The organism is Modicisalibacter xianhensis (assembly GCF_900113605.1).
In the GTDB taxonomy this organism is placed as follows: domain Bacteria; phylum Pseudomonadota; class Gammaproteobacteria; order Pseudomonadales; family Halomonadaceae; genus Modicisalibacter; species Modicisalibacter xianhensis.
The window spans coordinates 173,096-189,588 of record NZ_FOPY01000005.1 but is presented as its reverse complement, the minus strand read 5'-3'; the positions used below and the strand labels follow the sequence as shown (position 1 = coordinate 189,588).

Genomic DNA, 16,493 nt, shown 5'->3' with positions numbered 1-16,493 from the left:
CAAAGACTCGCCTAACGCATGTTATGTCTCGTCTCTTGCGCTCCGGGCGCCTTGTGCTTTACAGCGCTCGCCAATTTATCCAGTGATTCCACCAACCTCTCATTCATACAAGTAAGAAGGAGCTTACTTGGGCCCGTCGGGCAGGGTGTTGACGAGCATCAACAGTTGATCGCGCATCTCGGCGAGGCTGTCGGCATCGTAGGGTTGGCGTTCGCCGAAGCCCCAGACTGGAGCCGGCCAGGCGGCGTCGTCCCGGCGCCGCAGGATGACGTGGATGTGGAGTTGAGGGACTTGGTTGCCGAGGGTGGCAATATTCAGCTTGTCGCCGCCCAAGGCGTCCTTCATGCCATGGCCGAGGGAGGTTGCTTCGCGCCAGAGCTGGGTCTGGTCGTCCGCCGACAGCTCGTGCACCTCGCTGATGTCGGCACGGCGGGGCACCAGGATCAGCCAGGGGAACCGCATATCGTCCATCAGGCAGACCCGGCACAGCGGCAGGTCGGACAGATGATGCGTGTCCGCGTCCAGGCGCGGATGGAGCTGGAAATCGTTCATCGCCACTCTCACTCTTCCTAGGACAGGTGTTGGCATAGGCAACTTCTTGCCTATGGCGTTCGGCATCATCGGCGAAATCTTGCCGATGGCGTGGGTATTCGACAGCCTTTTCCTGTATAACACCCTGATAAATAGAGAAATTAAAAACCTGGCAAGACACTTGCAATATGACTGACGCAGACAATAAACGCCAGCTTCTTTCAGGAGACAACAAGCATGCACAAGCGTCAGTTCCTCAAGACCACGCTGGGTCTTGCCACGGCCGCTGCTCTCGGTCTGTCCGCTTCCGCCACCCTGGCTCAGGACCAGGGCGCCCAGTACATCATGGGTACCGCGACCACCGGTGGCACCTACTATCCGGTCGGTGTCGCCCTGTCCACGCTGGTCAAGGTCAAGCTGGAACCGAGCACCGGCATCTCGCTGTCGGCGATCAGTTCCGCCGGGTCTGGCGAGAACCTCAAGCTGATGGACGAGGACCAGGCCCAGTTCGGTATCCTGCAGGGGCTCTATGGCGCCTATGCCTGGAAAGGCACCGGCCCGGTACCCAAGGCGTACAAGAACCTGCGCAGCGTGTCGATGCTGTGGCAGAATGTCGAGCACTTCGTCGTCGACAACGGCATGGCCGAGTCGGGCACCATCGAGGACATGACCAACCTGTATGGCGAGCCGTTCTCCATCGGCGCGCGCAACTCGGGTACCGAGGGCTCCGGTCGTTACATACTCAACCAGCTGGGCATCGATCCCGAGCAGATGGACCTGGCCTACCTCGGCTATGGCCCGAGCGCCGATGCCCTGCAGAACGGCACCATCGAGGGCATGAACATTCCCGCCGGTGCGCCGGCCTCGGCGGTGACCCGCGCCTACGCCAACATGGGTGGCGACATCACCACGCTGGACTTCACCGAGGAGCAGTTGAAGAAGGTCAACAGCGAATTCGACCTGTGGTCAGCCTATGAGATCCCGGCCGAGACCTACCCCAACCAGACCGAGGCCATCAATACCATCGCGCAGCCCAATATCCTGGCCGTGCGCGCCGATGTGCCGGCAGACCACGTCTATGCGCTGACCAAGGCGATGTACGAGAACCTGCCGTTCCTCAACAACATCCACCCGGCCACCAAGGCCATGGCGCTGGAAAAGGCGATTGCCGGCCTGCCGATGCCGTTGCATGAAGGTGCGGCCCGCTACTTCAAGGAGCAGGGCCTGGAGATCCCCGAGCGCCTGCAGCCGGTACCCGCCGAGTAAAACGTCCCGACCTGCCCGGCCCGTTGGGGGCCGGGACCAGCGAGCCGTCCGGTCTGGCAGGGCCGGTCGGCTCGTTACCGATTCCGAGGAGTGATCCGTGAGCGACCCGAACATCGAAAAGGTCCGCGACGAGAGTGCCAGCGAGGCCGAGGAGCGTCTGCAGCATCCCTGGCTGGGACGATTCCTGTTTGGCTTCGCCATCGTCGTGTCCCTCGTCCATCTCTATTTCAATACCTTCTCGACGCTTTCCACGCTGTGGACGAGCGCCATGCATTTCGGCCTGTTCGGTGCGCTTTGCGCACTGTCGGTGCCCTTGGCCCGCCCGCAGGGCAACGGTGCCCGGCGCCTGATACTCGGGGTGGATATCCTGCTCGCCGTGGCGGCGATCGGCTGCGTCATCTACCTGATGGCCTTCGAGGATGCCCTGTACGCTCGCGGTGTGACGTTCACGACGGCGGACTGGGTCGTGTCGATCGCTGCCGTGGCGCTGGTTCTCGAGTTCGCCCGCCGCACCACGGGTTGGTTCATTCCGGTGCTGTGCCTGATTGCGCTGACCTACGTGGCCTGGTGGGGCAAGTACGTGGGCGGCGTATTCAACTTTCCTGGCCTGAGCTGGGAGACGGTGCTGTTTCGCAGCTATATCGGCGGCGAGGGCATGCTGGGCTCGATTGCCCGGATCTCCTGGACCTACGTGTTCATGTTCATTCTCTTCGGTGCCTTCCTGGTCAAGTCCGGTGCCGGGGACTTCATCATCGAGCTGGCGCGCTGCGCCGCGGGCCGTTTTGTCGGTGGGCCCGGCTTCGTGGCGGTATTTTCCTCCGGGCTGATGGGCTCGGTTTCCGGTTCGAGCGTAGCCAATACGGTGTCCACCGGGGTCATCACCATTCCGCTGATGCGCAAGGCTGGCTTCCCGGCGCGCTTCTCCGCCGGCGTCGAGGCGGCGGCCTCCACCGGCGGGCAACTGATGCCACCGGTGATGGGGGCAGGCGCCTTCATCATGGCCTCTTACACCCAGGTGTCGTACCTGACGATCATCGGCGTGGCCGCCCTGCCGGCACTGCTGTATTTCCTGTCGGTGGCAATGTTCGTGCGCATCGAGGCCAAGCGCAGCAATGCGCAACAACTTGCCGATCCCAACGCACCGAAGATCGGCGAGGTGCTCAAGGGTGGCTGGCACTTCCTGTTGCCGCTGGTGGTGCTGGTCGCGTCGCTGATCTACGGCTTCACGCCGACTTATGCCGCCGCCATCGCCATTGTCTCGGTGATCGTGGCCTCCTGGCTGTCGAAGAACCCGATGACGCCACGCGACATCATCGATGCGCTCGCCCTGGGCAGTCGCAACATGATCACCACTGCCATCCTGCTGATCACAGTTGGCTTGATCGTCAACGTGGTATCGACCACCGGCATCGGCAACACCTTTTCGCTGATGATTACCGACTGGGCCGGGGGGAGCCTGCTGGTTACCATCTTCCTGATCGCCATCGCCTCGTTGATCCTGGGCATGGGCCTGCCGGTCACGGCGTCCTATATCGTGCTGGCCACGCTGTCGGCGCCAGCGCTCTACAACCTCATGGCGCATGCCCAGTTGCTCGACCTGATTGCTGCCGGCAACCTGCCCGAACAGGCCCAGGCGATCTTCATGATCGCTGCGCCGGATCAGATGCAGGCGTTGTCGAGCCCGATGAGCATGGCCGACGCCAAGGCACTGCTCGACAAGGTACCCGATACCTTCTCCAGCCAGCTCTACGAGCAGGCGCTGTCCCCGGCGTTCCTGACCATGGCGCTGGTTGCTGCACACATGGTGATCTTCTGGCTGTCGCAGGATTCCAATGTCACCCCGCCGGTGTGCCTGACGGCGTTTGCCGCGGCGGCCATTGCCGGTACGCCACAGATGCGCACCGGCTTCACGGCCTGGAAGCTCGCCAAGGGCCTGTACATCGTGCCGTTGCTGTTCGTGTGGTCGCCGTTGATCACCGGGACGCCTCTGGAAATGCTGACGGTGTTCGTGTTCGCCCTGTTCGGCGTCTACGCGATCATTGCCGGCTTGGAAGGCTACCTGGAGCATGAGCTGCCTTGGTGGCTGCGCCTGCTGATGTTCCCTATCGGCGCCCTCATGCTGTGGCCGCATGGTATGCTGGCCATCGACCTGGCCGGGGTGGCGATTTTCCTCGCCGTCCTGCTGTGGAGCGCCCGACAGGGACGATCTACCCCCCGCCTGGCATAAGCAAGCGCTGCTATGAACGACGCCCGCCCGTGCATGGTGCATGAGCGGACGTCAGAATGTCCAACCCCATCAAGGAGTGGCGATGAGCCTGCTGGAAGCCCTGGCTCTGGTGGCGATCGGTGGAGTTGCCGGTTTCATCAATGTCCTGTCGGCAGGTGGCTCGATGCTGACCCTGCCGTTGCTGATGTTTCTCGGGCTGCCGCCCCAGACCGCCAACGGCACCAACCGGGTGAGCATCGTGCTGCAGAGCGTGACGGCGGTCGGCGGCTTCTTTCGTGCCGGTGCGCGCGATATCGGCATCAGCCTGAGACTGGCCATCCCCGCCGTGTTCGGGTCGTTGCTCGGTGCCTGGCTGGCCCTGCAGGTGCCCGATGCCCTGTTCGAGGCGGTGCTGGTCGCTGCCATGGTCATAGCTTCGGTGATGATGCTGTTGCCCCAGCCTCGCCTGGATACCCGCACGCTGACCCCCGAGCGCCTGACGCCCGTCGTGTACCTGGCGATGTTCGTGATCGGCCTGTATGGCGGTTTCATCCAGGTCGGCGTCGGCGTGTTGTTCATCGCCGTGCTGTATCGCCTGCTGCGCATCGACCTGGCCCAGGTCAACGTGTTCAAGGTTTTCATCATCCTGCTCTACACGCTGCCGGCACTGGCGATGTTCATGCTCAACGATCAGGTGCGCTGGGGCTACGGCCTGCTGTTGGCGCTGGGCAGCATGTTCGGGGCCTGGCTGGCGGTCAGGGTCAATCTGGGGCCGCGCGGTGCAGTCTGGGTGAAATGGCTGACCATAGCCGTAATAGTCGCCATTGTGGTGCGCCTGCTGCTGTTCTGAGTCTCTGCGCGGGATGGCAGTGCGATACCTTGGATGCACCTGCCTCTTGCCGTGGAACCTCGCTTGAGGGATAACGAGACGTTGTGACCGAGCAAGGGTAAAGACATGAAACGAATCGTATGGGTATCCGTGTTGCTGGCGCTGGTGGTGCTGACTGGCTGTAACACCATGCAGGGTTTCGGGCGGGATGTCGAAAAGGTCGGCGCCGAGATCGAAGAGGCCGCCAACCGGTAACCGACAGGCAAGGTGTGCGTAACGGACGGTTAACTGTTACGCTGCAGTTAGGTGGCCTTGCCGCCTGCTTTTCCGAATCGAAAGGTAATCACGTTAAGGAGGACATGATGAAGAAGATTTGGACGCTGACCTTCACCCTGCTGATGGCCGCGACGGTGCTGGCTGGCTGCAACACCCTGGAAGGTGCCGGCGAAGACATCGAGCAAGGTGGCGAGGAAATTCAGGAAGCCGCCTGATCTGCTGACGTTCCCCAATCCCCGGCGGGTGCTTTGGTACCCGCCGGGGATTTTTCGTTATTGCCCTAGTCGCCGAAGGTGAAGCGACGCTCCAGGCGTTCGAATATCAGGTCGCTGACGATCGCCAGCAGGCCCACCAGCACGGCCCCCTGTATCACGTAGGCGATATTGTTGCCGACCAGTCCGGCAATGATCGGCGTGCCCAGGCTCTGTGCCCCCACGGTGGAGCCGATGGTCGCCGTGCCGATGTTGATGATCACCGAAACACGCACCCCGGCGATGATCACGCGCATGGCCATGGGCAATTCCACGCGGCGCAGAATCTGCCCCCGGGTCATGCCGATGCCGCGCGCTGCCTCGAGTGCGGCAGGCGGTACGGTGCCCAGGCCGGCGATGGTGTTCTGGACCACGGGCAGCAGGCCGTAGAGCGTCAGGGCGACGATGGTCGGCACGAAGCCGAACCCCGCCAGCGGCACCACAATGGCGAGCACCGCCGCTGGCGGAAAGGTCTGGCCGATGGCGGCCAGCGACGACACCATGGGTTCGAACTCGCGCCCGCTTCGGCGTGTCACGAACAGTCCGGCACCCACCCCCACGCTGACCGAAATCAGCGACGACACCAGCACCAGCAGCAGATGATCCAGGGTCAGCTGCAGGAAGCTCTCGCGGCGATACACCGGGTTGCCCAGCTCGGGAAAGAGCGCCTGGAACAGCGGCGCCAACTCCTCCATGAACAGGACCAGCAGCACCAGCAGCGCGCTCAGGGATGCCAGCAAGCCGTCACGGGACGTGGGGCGCTTCAGGGCGGCTACGCGCATGGCTGTTGCCCCATCACGCCGTGCATGGTGACCTCGCCGATCAGCCGGCCCTCACCATCGATGACCGGCAGCACCATGACCCGGAACCACACCATGCGCGACAGCGCTTCCTTCATGGTCATGTCGGGAGTGGCACTCCATTCCTGGGTGACCTCGGTGTGCTGCTGGCGATCCTCGGCATGCAGCCGACCGCCATGCAGGCAGGTCGGGCGTCCTGTGGCGTCGACTTCCCAGGTATAGCCGGCCTGCGTGGACGCGGCCGGAGAGCCCTGCAGCGTGGCGTGCTGTTGGTACTGGTGGACCCAGCGCCGCGAGAGCAGCTTGAGGCCAAGATCGGCCTTGCCGATGAAGCTGCGCACAAAGTCGTCGGCGGGGCGGGTCAGCAGCTCGATGGGGCGGTCGTACTGCACCAGCCGGCCAGTGTTGAGCAGGGCGATGCGTGAGGCCAGCTTGAGCGCCTCGTCCATGTCGTGGGTGACGAAGACGATGGTCTTGCGGGTATGTTGATGCACGCGCAGCAGTTCGTCCTGCAGCACCTCGCGGGTCAGCGGGTCGACGGCGCCGAACGGCTCGTCCATCAACAGCACTTCCGGATCGGCGGCCAAGGCACGGGCCACGCCGACACGCTGGGCCTGTCCGCCGGAGAGTTGGTGCGGGTACTTGTCACGCAACTCGCCGACATCCAGATGGAAAAGGCCCATCAACTCGTCGACACGCTCGTCGATGCGCGATTTTGGCCATTTGAGCAGTCCGGGCACGACAGCGATGTTCTCGGCCACGCTCCAGTGCGGGAACAGCCCGATCGACTGGATGGCATAGCCGATACGCCGCCGCAACTGCTCGACGGGCAGCTGGGTCACGTCGTCGTCACCCAACAGGATACGCCCATGCGTGGCCGGAATCAGGCGGTTGATCATGCGCAGGGTGGTCGACTTGCCGCAGCCTGACGGGCCGATCAGCACGCCGAATTCGCCGCTGTCGACACGCAGCGAGATATCGTCGACGACCGTCTTGTCGCCATAGATCTTGGTCAGGCCCTGGAGTTCGATCATCGGCTCCGCCTTGGTCGGAAAGGAAATGACATCATCGCGTGCCTGCCGGTTTGCTCAGTGAGACCAGGATCTGTAGCAAAAAGTCGGCTACCACGGCCAGCGCGATGGTCGGCACGGCACCGAGCATGACCAGGTCGATGGCGTACTGGCCCAGGCCCTGGAAGATGAACGAGCCCAGGCCACCGGCGCCGATCAATGCTGCCACCACTGTCAGGCCGATGGCCTGTACGGTGACGATGCGCAGGCCCGAGAGAATCACCGGCAGGGCCAACGGCACTTCGACCCGCCACAGGATCTGGCGCGCGGTCATGCCCATGCCGCGGGCCGCCTCGATGGTCGTGGCCGGTACGCCGGCAAAGCCGGCATAGGTGTTGCGCACTATAGGCAGCAGGGAATACATGATCAGGGCGATGATCGCCGGGGCTGCACCGATCCCGCCGACACCCAGCGCCTTGAGCCACGGCAGGGCTTCGCCTAGGGCCGACAGCGGAGCGACCAGCAGCGCGAACAGGGCGATCGAGGGGATGGTCTGGAAGAAATTGAGCACGCCGAACAGCGGCCCTCGCGCCGACGGGCTGCGACGGGCCAGCAGGCCCAGCGGCAGGCCCACCAGCAGCGCCGGGCCCAATGCCAGGCCAACCAGGCGCAGGTGGGTCAGGAATTCCGCTGCGAAGGTATCCCGGTTATTGGCATACTCCTGCATGATCGACAGTCCATCGAAGATGCCACTGGCAAACAGCGCACCGACCATGGCGACCAGCGCGGCAGTGTAGAAGCCGCGCACAGCGAGACCGCTACCCAGGCGCTGGAAGGCGTCGATGATCATCAGCACCGGACAGAACACCAGAATCCAGAAAGCGGCCCCCTGCGAGACCCGGGCGGCCGGGGAGGCGTCCTGAAGAGTGCGGAAGGCATAATCCCCCAGGCCATAGAGCGCCAATAATAGCCATAACGGCGCAATGATCAGCGTCAGCCATCGGGCAAGCCGCGAGGGAAAGGGGCGGGCCAGGGTGCACAGCGCCAGCACCATGGCCAGCCCGGCCAGCGACAGCCACTGCCATGGCAGTAGCGCTACTGCCACGTTGACACCCTGCCCGGACATCAGTCGGTTGGGGGCCATCGCCGCGAACGGCAGCAGCACGACGCCCATCAGGGCGGCGGCCAACAGGACCAGCAGGACCCGGTTGGCTACGAAGGGGCCGGCTCGCCGTGGATGCCAGGCGCGCTCTTCAGACATGATTTGCCGGCTCCATCATGAATGAGCGGGATGCGGGTGGCATCAGTCCAGAAAGCCCTGCTTCTGGAGGTAGTCTTGTGCTACCTTGCTGGCGGGTTGACCCTCCACCTGGATACGGCTGTTGAGTTCCTGCAGGGTCTCGCGGTCGAGGGATTCGAACACCGGCGCAAACAGGCCTTCGATGTCAGGATTCGCTTCCAGGGTTTCCTGACGAATCACCGGGGCAGGCTCATAGACCATCTGCACGCCCTGGGTGTCGTCCATGATCTTGAGACCGGCGGGCTTGATGGCGCCATCAGTGCCGTAGACCATGGCAGCATTGGTACCGCTGGTGCCCTCGGCGGCGGCGCGGATGGTAGCGGCCGTGTTGCCGCCGGACAGTACCAACAACTGGTCCTGGTCGAGCTGGAAATCATAGGCTTGCTGGAAACTGGGCAGGGCGGCTTCGCTCTCGACGAACTCCGCCGAGCCGGCTAGCTTGACCTCGCCACCCTCGCTGACCCATTGGGCAAAGTCTTCCATGGTCTCGAGATTGTTCTTTTCAGCCACGTCGTTGCGCACGGCAATGGCCCAGGTGTTGTTGGCCGGCGCCGGGGTCAGCCAGACTACATCGTTGTTCTCGCGGTCCCACTGACGAATCTTCTCGTAGCCGGCCTCAGCGTCCTTCCAGGCGTCGTCGTCGGTGGTGCCGGTGAAAAAGGCGCCATTGCCGGTATACTCGGGGTACAGGTCGATCTGATCCTCGAGCAGTGCGGTGCGCACGATGTTGGTCGGGCCGAGCTGAAGCTTGTCCTCGACCTCGTGGCCGGCATCGCGCAACAACTCGATCATCATGTTGCCGAGTAGTGCGCCCTCGGTATCAACCTTTGACGCCACGCGAATCGGGTCGGCGGCCATGGCCTGGCCCACGGTCAGGACCGTGCCGAGCGCGATACCGAATACGTTGCCCATCCTGGTCATATGCTTTCATCCTCTGGTTGCGATGCGACGATCCTGTCGCGTGGTGTCAACGGCCCTTACCCGGGCATGACATGCGGTGACATCCAGAGCCTAGCGTATTCTGCAGGTGAAGCTCTACTTTCAGTGGGTTATCCGGTGCGCAACGCACTGCCAGACATGAGGAAATGCTTAATGAAACGGATCGTTCTTCCAGGAATCTTCGCCGTGCTGGCAGCGGGCTGTGCCCCGTCTCCGGCTCCCGACCAGGCGCCGCCCCCGCCCCCCATGCAGGCCAGTGGCGAATGCCAGGCCGAGGCGATACAGGACTATGTCGGCGAGGAATACCGTGCCGCCCTGGAGCAGATTCTCGCCAACCGGAGCGGGGCGCAACGGGTGCGTGTGATTCGCCCCGGCGAAGTCTACACCATGGACTATCGCCCCGACCGGCTGAACATCCACCTCGATGAACAGGGCGTGATCAGCGAACTGAGCTGCGGCTGAACCGTTCAGCCCAGGATGAAGGCCACGCAAGCGGCGGTCATAGCGCCCATGCTGACGTTGAAAACACGCCAGCTACGTGGCGTGTGCAGCAGGTGACCGATGGCGATGCCAAAGCCAGCCCATAGCGAGATGCAGGGTAGGGCGATGAGCTCTGCAAAGCCGGCCAGCAATAATGCGTTGAGCCACGTGCTGCCGCCTGCTGGCAGGAAACCTGCCATCAACGCCAGCCCCATGACCCAGGCCTTGGGATTGGCGAACTGAAAGGCGGCGGCTTGCCAGAAGGTTAGCGGTTGGCCCGTGCCGCGCAGGCTCAGGTCGGGTGGCGGTGCCGTGGCGATCTTCCAGGCCAGGTAAAGAAGATAAGCGCTGCCGATCAGCTTGAGCAGGGTCTGGAAAAGCGGGTAACGCTCGAACAGCAGGCCCAGACCCAGGGCGATCGCCGTGAACAGCACGAAACAGCCACCCATGATGCCCAGAATGTGCGGCAGGGTACGCCAGTAGCCATAGTTGGCGCCGGAAGCGGTCAACATGAGGTTGTTGGGCCCCGGGGTGATGGTCATCGAGATCATGTACAGAGCTGCCGGCCCGAGAAACGCCAATCCTTCCATATTTGTATCCATACAATTTTTGATTTTTCGTTCATGCGCTCGCCATATCGGAGCATAATAGGTACTAATACCGCGTCAACGGGATTATTGTCACCATGACAATCTGGATTCCTCAACTGCCGGCCAGTGGCGTGCGCTACCGGGCGCTGGCCGATGCCATCGGCGATGCAATCGCCAGCGGCGAGCTGGATGAGGGCATGCGCCTGCCGCCCCAGCGACGCCTGGCCGATGCCCTGCATGTCACGGTAGGTACCGTGACCCGCGCCTATGCCGAAGCCGAACGGCGTGGCCTGGTGGAGGCCAGGGTAGGCAGCGGCACCTACGTGCGAGGGCGTCAGACGACTGCCACGTTCCGCCAGGTCGCTGGTCAGGCCGACGCGGCCTGCGTCGACCTCAGCCTCAGCCTGCCACCGCCGCATCCCGACCGGCCGCGAGGGCTCGGCGAGGCTCTCGAGAGCATCCGTCATGACCCGAGCGCATTGGTCCAGGCGGTGGATTACCAGCCGGAGCAGGGCATGTTCCGACATCGCGAGACGTTGGCACGCTGGATGACCGGGCTCGGCCTGCCTGTCGAGTCCGAGGAACTCATGGTTACCCAAGGCGGACAGCACGGCATCAGCCTGGCCCTGCAGGCCCTGGCCCAGCCCGGCGAGCGAGTTGCGGCCAGTGCGCTGACCTATCCGGGGCTGATCGCGGCGGCTCAGCAACTGTATCTGAAACCGCTGCGCGTGCCGCTGGACGAGGAGGGGATGAACATCGAGGCATTGGCGCGGCTATGCGCCCAGCAGGCGCCGCGGCTGGTCTACGTCACCCCGGATCTCAACAATCCCACCGGGGCCTGCCTGTCCGAGGAGCGACGCCAGGCCCTGGTGGCGCTGGCGCGCCAGCACGACTTCTGGATCGTCGAGGACGGTGTGCAATATCTGCCCGCAGAGGAGCGGGGGACGCCGTTGTACCGGCTGGCGCCGGAGCGCACCTTGTACCTGTTCAGCACCTCCAAGATCATCGCCGGGGGGCTGCGTATCGGCATGCTGCGGATGCCGCCGTCGATAGTCGAGCGGCTCGGCGCCCTGCAGCGTGCTCAGAGCTGGATGGTGCCGCCGTTGATGGCCGAGGTGGTGTGCCGCTGGATCGAGAGCGGCGCCGCCGAACGCCTGCTCGACTGGCAGTTGGGCGAGGTTGCCGCGCGCCAGGCGCTGGCCCAGCGTTACCTGGCGAGCTACGGGGTGCGTGGACGGTCGCACGGCTTTCATCTTTGGCTGCCGCTGCCCCACGGGGTGCGCGCTGCCGCCCTGATCCAGCAGCTCGAGCAACGCCAGGTGCGCGTGACCAGTGCCGAGCCGTTCTGTGTCGGCAGCGAGCCGGCGCCTCAGGCGATACGCCTGTGCGTCAGCGCCGCGACGAACCGTGACGCACTGGCCCGCGCGCTCGACACCCTGGTAACCCTGCTCCAGGCGCCACCGACCAGCCCGTGGCGTACCTTGTGACTTGCCTTCGCGGCGAAAGCGGGGCAGCGTTGTGCTATATCGACCGGACAGGAGGTGACATGAGCCGAGCGCAAGTACTTTCCCATGGCACGCTGCACTGCTTCCCCGCCGGCTTGCGCGACGAACGCGACAGGCTGGTCAATGCCGAAGTGTCGGCCGTGGTCTACGACGGCCGAAGGCTGATCCTGGCGAGCGACAAGCCGGTGCCCGGCCATGGGCGTTCGCCGGTATTTGCCGTGGATATCGACGAGCGGGGCATTCCAGACGATTCGTCCCTCACCTACTTCACGGCGGACGCTATCGTGCGCGCCACCAAGTATGAGGATTTCGCGCTGACTGCCGACGGGCAGTACATTCTTGCCACTACCGGCTTCGACCGGATCGACGACGCCAGTCATGACCTCAATGCCTACAACCACCTGCTGATCTGGCCCTTGGGCGAACCGCAGCGGGTTCAGGTCGTCGACCCTGACCCGCGCGATGGGGTCGAGGGTTCGCTGGAGCTGCGCGCCAAGCTCGATGCGGCCATCGGGACTCCCTACTACAAGATCGAAGGGCTGGCAGCGATTCCTGGCGAGCAGGGCGATGGCCTGCTGATGTTCGGCGTGCGCGAGCAGGGCAACGCACACGACGACTTCGAGTACGTCTGTCGCATTGTCGGGGCTCATTACCGGATCACGGCCGAGGGCAACCTGGTGTTTCTCGACGAGCTGCGTAGCCTGTATGGCTTCGAACCCGGGGTGCATCCCGGCGTGAACCACGTATGCGGCCTGTCGAGCCTGGAATACGACCCCTACAACCACCGCCTCTACCTGCTCACCAGTTTCGAGACCGAGGAAGAGGGCATGGGGCGGATCGGGGGATACCTATGGATGATCTCCCTGGATGAGCTGGCGGCCGGGCACGAGCCCGACCTGGTTTGCGACGAACAGGGCGAGACGCTGGTCTTCGAGCACAAGGCCGAAGGGCTGGCGGTAATCGACGAGACCCGCCTGTTCGTCGCCTACGACAACGACCGACACCTGGGGCTGGGTTCGATCGACGAACGTGACGAGCGTCACGCCTGCGAGGCGCCGTTCACCCTGCTTGCCATGCGCGAATGAGCGCCCTGGCGCCGCTCACTGCGGCGGCGCCAGCCCGTGCTCGGCGTACTTATCCTGCCACTGCTTCACGGCGACCTGCTCCTTGAGCAGTTCCAAGATATCGATCAACACGCGCTCGGTGATGCGATCGGTGCGTTTGTCGGTAACCAGTAGCGCATCGAAGCCATTATCGGCCACCTGACGGATCAACTGGGTGAACTCGGGAGAGCGCAGGCCGACGATCGCCTCACGGACCAGGCGATTGGCGATGTCACTGATTGTGTGGTCCAGGGCGGTGGCGACCTGATCGCCGAACGGCAGGCGGCGCAGGCGCTGGATCTCGGGGCTGTCCTGCATGGTTCGCCCGACCAGCGCACTGACGTAGCGGGAAATCAGGGCATGACTCCGGGTGCAGGTATCGCTCAGCGTCTCCTCCAGGCGCTGGGTAATCTCGTCGACCAACTGTTGCTTGTGCGGTGCAATCACGTCCTGGGCGATACGCCGAGAAAAGTCATCGCTGTGACGGATTTCCTCCTGAACGCTACCGATCAGTCGCATCGCCACACGATCCGAGACTTCCTCGAGCAAAATGTCGTAATACTTGGCGATGCCCTCGGCCAGTGGCCAGCGTCGTACATCGATCAGCTTCAGGCGCTGCAGGCGGAAGAGCAGCGAAAAGATGCGCAGGGCACGCAGCCAGCGCAGGCCTGCCAGCGGAATGCAGCCGAGCACGTCGTACCAGTGCATGAAGGGGTAGTAGAACCAGCGTGGGTAGCGTCGTTCGGCAATCGCCACCGCCCAGCCAACCAGTACATCGAGCAGGAAAATGCTGACGAACACTAGATCGATGGTAAAGAAGTTGGCATGGATCGTCTCGTCATAGAAGCGATAGGCCTGCGGTGCCACTGCCTCGAAGCCATTGTTCAGCGCCGGGATCAGAAACAGGCTATCGAAAACCAGCAGTACCAGGTTGATCACCACCAGCACAATGATGGTCAGGTCCCAGACCAGGTGCACGCGTTCGTTACCCAGGCGCAGGTCGCGTTGTGGCATGGGAGTCGTCATGCGACCTCCTTGTCGATGCATGTGGGTGCCGGTTCAGCCGGGTTGCTGGCCGCTGGGCTGTTCGGCGTAGTGGTTCTCATGGGTGCGCCGGGCTTCCTCTTCGGCTTCCTTGCGCAGTTTCTTGCGCAGGGCCGCCTTCTCGAAGCGCAACTTCTGCAGGGGCGTCTTCATCTCAAGCGGCGGCACCTTGGCGGGACGGCCGTTCTCGTCCACGGCCACCATGGTGAGATAACAGCTATTGGTATGTCGAATCACCTTCTGCTGGATGGATTCGGCCACGACCTTGATGCCGATTTCCATGGACGAACTGCCGACATGGTTGACGGAGGCCAGGAACGTCACCAGTTCCCCCACATGAATCGGTTGCTTGAACAGCACTTGGTCCACCGACAGGGTCACCACGTAGCTGCCCGAGTAACGGCTGGCGCAGGCGTAGGCGACTTCATCAAGTTTCTTGAGGATCGCGCCGCCATGCACCTTGCCGCTGAAGTTGGCCATGTCGGGGGTCATCAGCACGGTCATGGTCAACTCGTGCTGGCGAGGAAGATCGTCGGGCGTCATGGTCGGTTTCCGTCAGATGGAGGGTTTAAACTAGGTTTATCATGTTTCGCAGGGGATTGCGTGAGCCTGCGAATTCCCGCGCATGGCTTGGTATGCCAATCGGGAATTGTGCTGTACTGCTAGTCAATGGATGGGTTCGATGAAGGAGGAACAGTATGGAATCAGCATATCGCGTAGGCGCCGAAGTATGGACTTCAGGTAACGAGAAGGTCGGCACGGTGGATGTCCTCGGTGACAAGTATGTCCGTGTCGTGGCCGAGGATCACTCCTTCCGCTGGATCGCTTATGACCTGCTTGAGGCAGCCGACAGTGACCGCCTGATGCTACAGGGGAGTACTAGCCGGATCCTGACGTCACCGCCCGTTGGCGAGAGCGATGCCATCGCCGACGAGGCCAGTGCCGACTCGTTCCCCGCCAGTGATCCGCCGGGCTATACCCCTGACAAGACCTGACAGGCGCCAGTAAGTGCTGGCGCCTGGGTCTCGCTAGGCGCGCTCTACAGGAAGCTCAGGCCCAGGGCAATGATCGCGCCGGTGATGACCAGTTGGATCAGGCAGAAGCCCATGATGTCCTTGGCCTTGAGGCCGGCAATGGCCAGTACCGGCAGAGCCCAGAAAGGCTGCAGAAGGTTGGTCCAGGCGTCGCCCCAGGCCACGGCCATGGCGATCTTGGGAACACTGGCGCCCAGCGCTTCCGCTGCCGGAAGCATGACGGGGGCCTGCACGGCCCACTGGCCGCCGCCCGAGGGGACGAACAGATTGAGTACACCGGCGCTGATGAACGACCAGAATGGCAGGCTGTCGGCATCGGCAATCGAGACGAATCCCTCCGATAGCGTCTCGGCCAATCCCGACTCCACCATGATCGCCATGATACCGGCATAGAACGGAAACTGAATGACGATACCCGCACCGCCCTTGACGGCTTCCTGAAGGCTATCCAGAAGCTGGCGCGGCGTACGGTGCAATACCAGGGCCAGGAACAGGAACAGGAAGTTGACGATATTCAGGTTGAGCCCGCCACCGCGCAGCAGGAAGTGATCGAGCAGGAACAGCAGGCCGGGGATGCCCACCAGCCAGGACAGCGTCACGCTGTTCTCGAGATGCTCGGCCGGACGCGACGGCAGGTGGCGGGGACGGGGCGCATCGTCCAGCTTGTCTCGCTCGACGTATACGCTCTCGTTCTCGTCGGGCAGCATCAGCCGGTTGACCAGCGGCACCACCACGAACAGCACGGCTACGATTGCCAGGTTGAACAACGAGAAGATCGTCTCGGTGGTAGGGATGACACCGATACGATCGGCGGCGAAATGCCCCTCGGTGGCGATGACCAGGGGAATCGAACCGGCCAGTCCACCATGCCAGACGATAAAGCCCGAGTAGGCGCTGGCAATCAGCAGCCGATAGTCGACACGTATCTGGCGTGCGAGTTCCTTGGCGAACAGGGCACCCACCACCAGGCCGAAGCCCCAGTTGATCCAACTGGCGGCAAGCGACACCACACTGACCAGTACGATGGCCTTGGCCGCGTTGTCCGCCTGCGAGGCGAGCCTGGTGAGCAGGCGTTTGACCGGCGGTGAACTGGCCAGCATGAAGCCGGTGACCAGTACCAACAGCATCTGCATCGAGAAGGTCAGCAGGTTCCAGAAACCGTCACCCCAGTAGCGCAGCACGGCCAGGGGCGTCTGGCGCTCCACGCCGATGGCAGCGGCGGCGGCAACCAGCGTCAGCAGCAGGACGAAGATGTAGGGATCAGGCAGGTAGCGCTCGACCAGCTTGACGGCTGGCCTGGAGAGGGTCTTGAGCATGGCGGTTCTCGAC

The 16,493-nt window shown here is 63.3% G+C and carries 18 protein-coding genes; 9 read left to right on the top strand and 9 right to left on the bottom strand.

Features of this window, described 5'->3' with window-relative positions; genetic code table 11:
- Positions 1-123: 123 nt before the first annotated feature.
- Positions 124-552, bottom strand: a complete 429-nt coding sequence (locus tag BM194_RS07415; RefSeq protein ID WP_092845303.1) for an HIT domain-containing protein — start codon at positions 550-552, stop codon at positions 124-126.
- A gap of 216 nt (positions 553-768) precedes the next feature.
- Between BM194_RS07415 and BM194_RS07410 the strand changes: the two genes are divergently transcribed.
- From BM194_RS07410 to BM194_RS07390, 5 genes are all read left to right on the top strand, one after another.
- Entirely contained in the window at positions 769-1,797 is a 1,029-nt protein-coding gene (locus tag BM194_RS07410) for a TAXI family TRAP transporter solute-binding subunit (protein ID WP_092845301.1), read from the top strand.
- A gap of 97 nt (positions 1,798-1,894) precedes the next feature.
- On the top strand, positions 1,895-4,024 hold the full coding sequence (locus BM194_RS07405) for a TRAP transporter permease (RefSeq protein WP_092845299.1): 2,130 nt from the start codon (positions 1,895-1,897) through the stop codon (positions 4,022-4,024).
- An 82-nt stretch (positions 4,025-4,106) separates the two neighbouring features.
- Positions 4,107-4,853, top strand: coding sequence for a sulfite exporter TauE/SafE family protein (locus tag BM194_RS07400; protein ID WP_092845297.1), 747 nt, complete (start codon positions 4,107-4,109; stop codon positions 4,851-4,853).
- 105 nt (positions 4,854-4,958) lie between these two features.
- Positions 4,959-5,087: an entericidin A/B family lipoprotein gene (locus BM194_RS07395; RefSeq protein ID WP_092845295.1), complete on the top strand. Its 129-nt coding sequence runs from the start codon at positions 4,959-4,961 to the stop codon at positions 5,085-5,087.
- A gap of 107 nt (positions 5,088-5,194) precedes the next feature.
- On the top strand, positions 5,195-5,323 hold the full coding sequence (locus tag BM194_RS07390) for an entericidin A/B family lipoprotein (protein ID WP_092845293.1): 129 nt from the start codon (positions 5,195-5,197) through the stop codon (positions 5,321-5,323).
- A 65-nt stretch (positions 5,324-5,388) separates the two neighbouring features.
- Here the strand turns inward: BM194_RS07390 and BM194_RS07385 are convergent, their stop codons facing one another.
- The 4 genes from BM194_RS07385 to osmF are packed head-to-tail and all read right to left on the bottom strand — an operon-like array spanning position 5,389 to position 9,390.
- The gene (locus BM194_RS07385; protein ID WP_092845291.1) at positions 5,389-6,141 is read right to left on the bottom strand and encodes an ABC transporter permease; all 753 of its coding nucleotides are present in this window, start codon (positions 6,139-6,141) and stop codon (positions 5,389-5,391) included.
- Positions 6,132-7,193 carry an ABC transporter ATP-binding protein gene (locus BM194_RS07380; protein ID WP_092845288.1) on the bottom strand — a complete coding sequence of 354 codons (1,062 nt, stop codon included), beginning with the start codon at positions 7,191-7,193 and terminating at the stop codon, positions 6,132-6,134. The genes BM194_RS07385 and BM194_RS07380 overlap by 10 nt, the downstream gene beginning before the upstream one ends.
- Positions 7,194-7,224: 31 nt before the next feature.
- Positions 7,225-8,430, bottom strand: a complete 1,206-nt coding sequence (locus BM194_RS07375; protein WP_092845286.1) for an ABC transporter permease — start codon at positions 8,428-8,430, stop codon at positions 7,225-7,227.
- A gap of 42 nt (positions 8,431-8,472) precedes the next feature.
- A complete protein-coding gene (gene osmF / locus BM194_RS07370) occupies positions 8,473-9,390 on the bottom strand; it encodes a glycine betaine ABC transporter substrate-binding protein OsmF (protein WP_092845284.1) in 918 nt (305 codons plus the stop codon).
- 171 nt (positions 9,391-9,561) lie between these two features.
- Here osmF and BM194_RS07365 point away from each other — a divergent pair, with 171 nt between their 5' ends.
- Positions 9,562-9,870, top strand: coding sequence for an I78 family peptidase inhibitor (locus tag BM194_RS07365; protein WP_244890901.1), 309 nt, complete (start codon positions 9,562-9,564; stop codon positions 9,868-9,870).
- 5 nt (positions 9,871-9,875) lie between these two features.
- Here BM194_RS07365 and BM194_RS07360 read toward each other — a convergent pair whose 3' ends face one another.
- A complete protein-coding gene (locus BM194_RS07360; protein WP_092845280.1) occupies positions 9,876-10,478 on the bottom strand; it encodes a LysE family translocator in 603 nt (200 codons plus the stop codon).
- Positions 10,479-10,573: 95 nt separating this feature from the next.
- Between BM194_RS07360 and BM194_RS07355 the strand changes: the two genes are divergently transcribed.
- Positions 10,574-11,965 (top strand): aminotransferase-like domain-containing protein, encoded by a 1,392-nt coding sequence (locus BM194_RS07355; protein ID WP_092845278.1) that lies wholly within the window; start codon positions 10,574-10,576, stop codon positions 11,963-11,965.
- A 59-nt stretch (positions 11,966-12,024) separates the two neighbouring features.
- Positions 12,025-13,068: a hypothetical protein gene (locus tag BM194_RS07350; protein ID WP_092845276.1), complete on the top strand. Its 1,044-nt coding sequence runs from the start codon at positions 12,025-12,027 to the stop codon at positions 13,066-13,068.
- A gap of 15 nt (positions 13,069-13,083) precedes the next feature.
- Here BM194_RS07350 and BM194_RS07345 read toward each other — a convergent pair whose 3' ends face one another.
- Together BM194_RS07345 and BM194_RS07340 are read right to left on the bottom strand one after the other, a co-directional pair.
- Positions 13,084-14,112 (bottom strand): ion transporter, encoded by a 1,029-nt coding sequence (locus BM194_RS07345; protein ID WP_092845274.1) that lies wholly within the window; start codon positions 14,110-14,112, stop codon positions 13,084-13,086.
- 33 nt (positions 14,113-14,145) lie between these two features.
- Entirely contained in the window at positions 14,146-14,673 is a 528-nt protein-coding gene (locus BM194_RS07340; protein ID WP_092845272.1) for an acyl-CoA thioesterase, read from the bottom strand.
- A gap of 155 nt (positions 14,674-14,828) precedes the next feature.
- On the opposite strand from BM194_RS07340, the gene BM194_RS07335 reads away from it, so the two are divergent.
- Positions 14,829-15,125, top strand: coding sequence for a hypothetical protein (locus BM194_RS07335; RefSeq protein ID WP_092845270.1), 297 nt, complete (start codon positions 14,829-14,831; stop codon positions 15,123-15,125).
- Positions 15,126-15,169: 44 nt separating this feature from the next.
- Here BM194_RS07335 and BM194_RS07330 read toward each other — a convergent pair whose 3' ends face one another.
- Complete coding sequence (locus tag BM194_RS07330) at positions 15,170-16,480, bottom strand: short-chain fatty acid transporter (RefSeq protein WP_092845268.1); 1,311 nt, start codon at positions 16,478-16,480, stop codon at positions 15,170-15,172.
- Positions 16,481-16,493 lie beyond the last annotated feature (13 nt).

Coding starts and splice junctions, on each gene's coding strand:
- BM194_RS07415 (WP_092845303.1), bottom strand. CDS start 552: ATGAACGATTTCCAGCTCCATCCGCGCCTGGACGCGGACACGCATCAT.
- BM194_RS07410 (WP_092845301.1), top strand. CDS start 769: ATGCACAAGCGTCAGTTCCTCAAGACCACGCTGGGTCTTGCCACGGCC.
- BM194_RS07400 (WP_092845297.1), top strand. CDS start 4,107: ATGAGCCTGCTGGAAGCCCTGGCTCTGGTGGCGATCGGTGGAGTTGCC.
- BM194_RS07395 (WP_092845295.1), top strand. CDS start 4,959: ATGAAACGAATCGTATGGGTATCCGTGTTGCTGGCGCTGGTGGTGCTG.
- BM194_RS07390 (WP_092845293.1), top strand. CDS start 5,195: ATGAAGAAGATTTGGACGCTGACCTTCACCCTGCTGATGGCCGCGACG.
- BM194_RS07385 (WP_092845291.1), bottom strand. CDS start 6,141: ATGCGCGTAGCCGCCCTGAAGCGCCCCACGTCCCGTGACGGCTTGCTG.
- BM194_RS07380 (WP_092845288.1), bottom strand. CDS start 7,193: ATGATCGAACTCCAGGGCCTGACCAAGATCTATGGCGACAAGACGGTC.
- BM194_RS07375 (WP_092845286.1), bottom strand. CDS start 8,430: ATGTCTGAAGAGCGCGCCTGGCATCCACGGCGAGCCGGCCCCTTCGTA.
- osmF (WP_092845284.1), bottom strand. CDS start 9,390: ATGACCAGGATGGGCAACGTATTCGGTATCGCGCTCGGCACGGTCCTG.
- BM194_RS07365 (WP_244890901.1), top strand. CDS start 9,562: ATGAAACGGATCGTTCTTCCAGGAATCTTCGCCGTGCTGGCAGCGGGC.
- BM194_RS07360 (WP_092845280.1), bottom strand. CDS start 10,478: ATGGAAGGATTGGCGTTTCTCGGGCCGGCAGCTCTGTACATGATCTCG.
- BM194_RS07355 (WP_092845278.1), top strand. CDS start 10,574: ATGACAATCTGGATTCCTCAACTGCCGGCCAGTGGCGTGCGCTACCGG.
- BM194_RS07350 (WP_092845276.1), top strand. CDS start 12,025: ATGAGCCGAGCGCAAGTACTTTCCCATGGCACGCTGCACTGCTTCCCC.
- BM194_RS07345 (WP_092845274.1), bottom strand. CDS start 14,112: ATGACGACTCCCATGCCACAACGCGACCTGCGCCTGGGTAACGAACGC.
- BM194_RS07340 (WP_092845272.1), bottom strand. CDS start 14,673: ATGACGCCCGACGATCTTCCTCGCCAGCACGAGTTGACCATGACCGTG.
- BM194_RS07335 (WP_092845270.1), top strand. CDS start 14,829: ATGGAATCAGCATATCGCGTAGGCGCCGAAGTATGGACTTCAGGTAAC.
- BM194_RS07330 (WP_092845268.1), bottom strand. CDS start 16,480: ATGCTCAAGACCCTCTCCAGGCCAGCCGTCAAGCTGGTCGAGCGCTAC.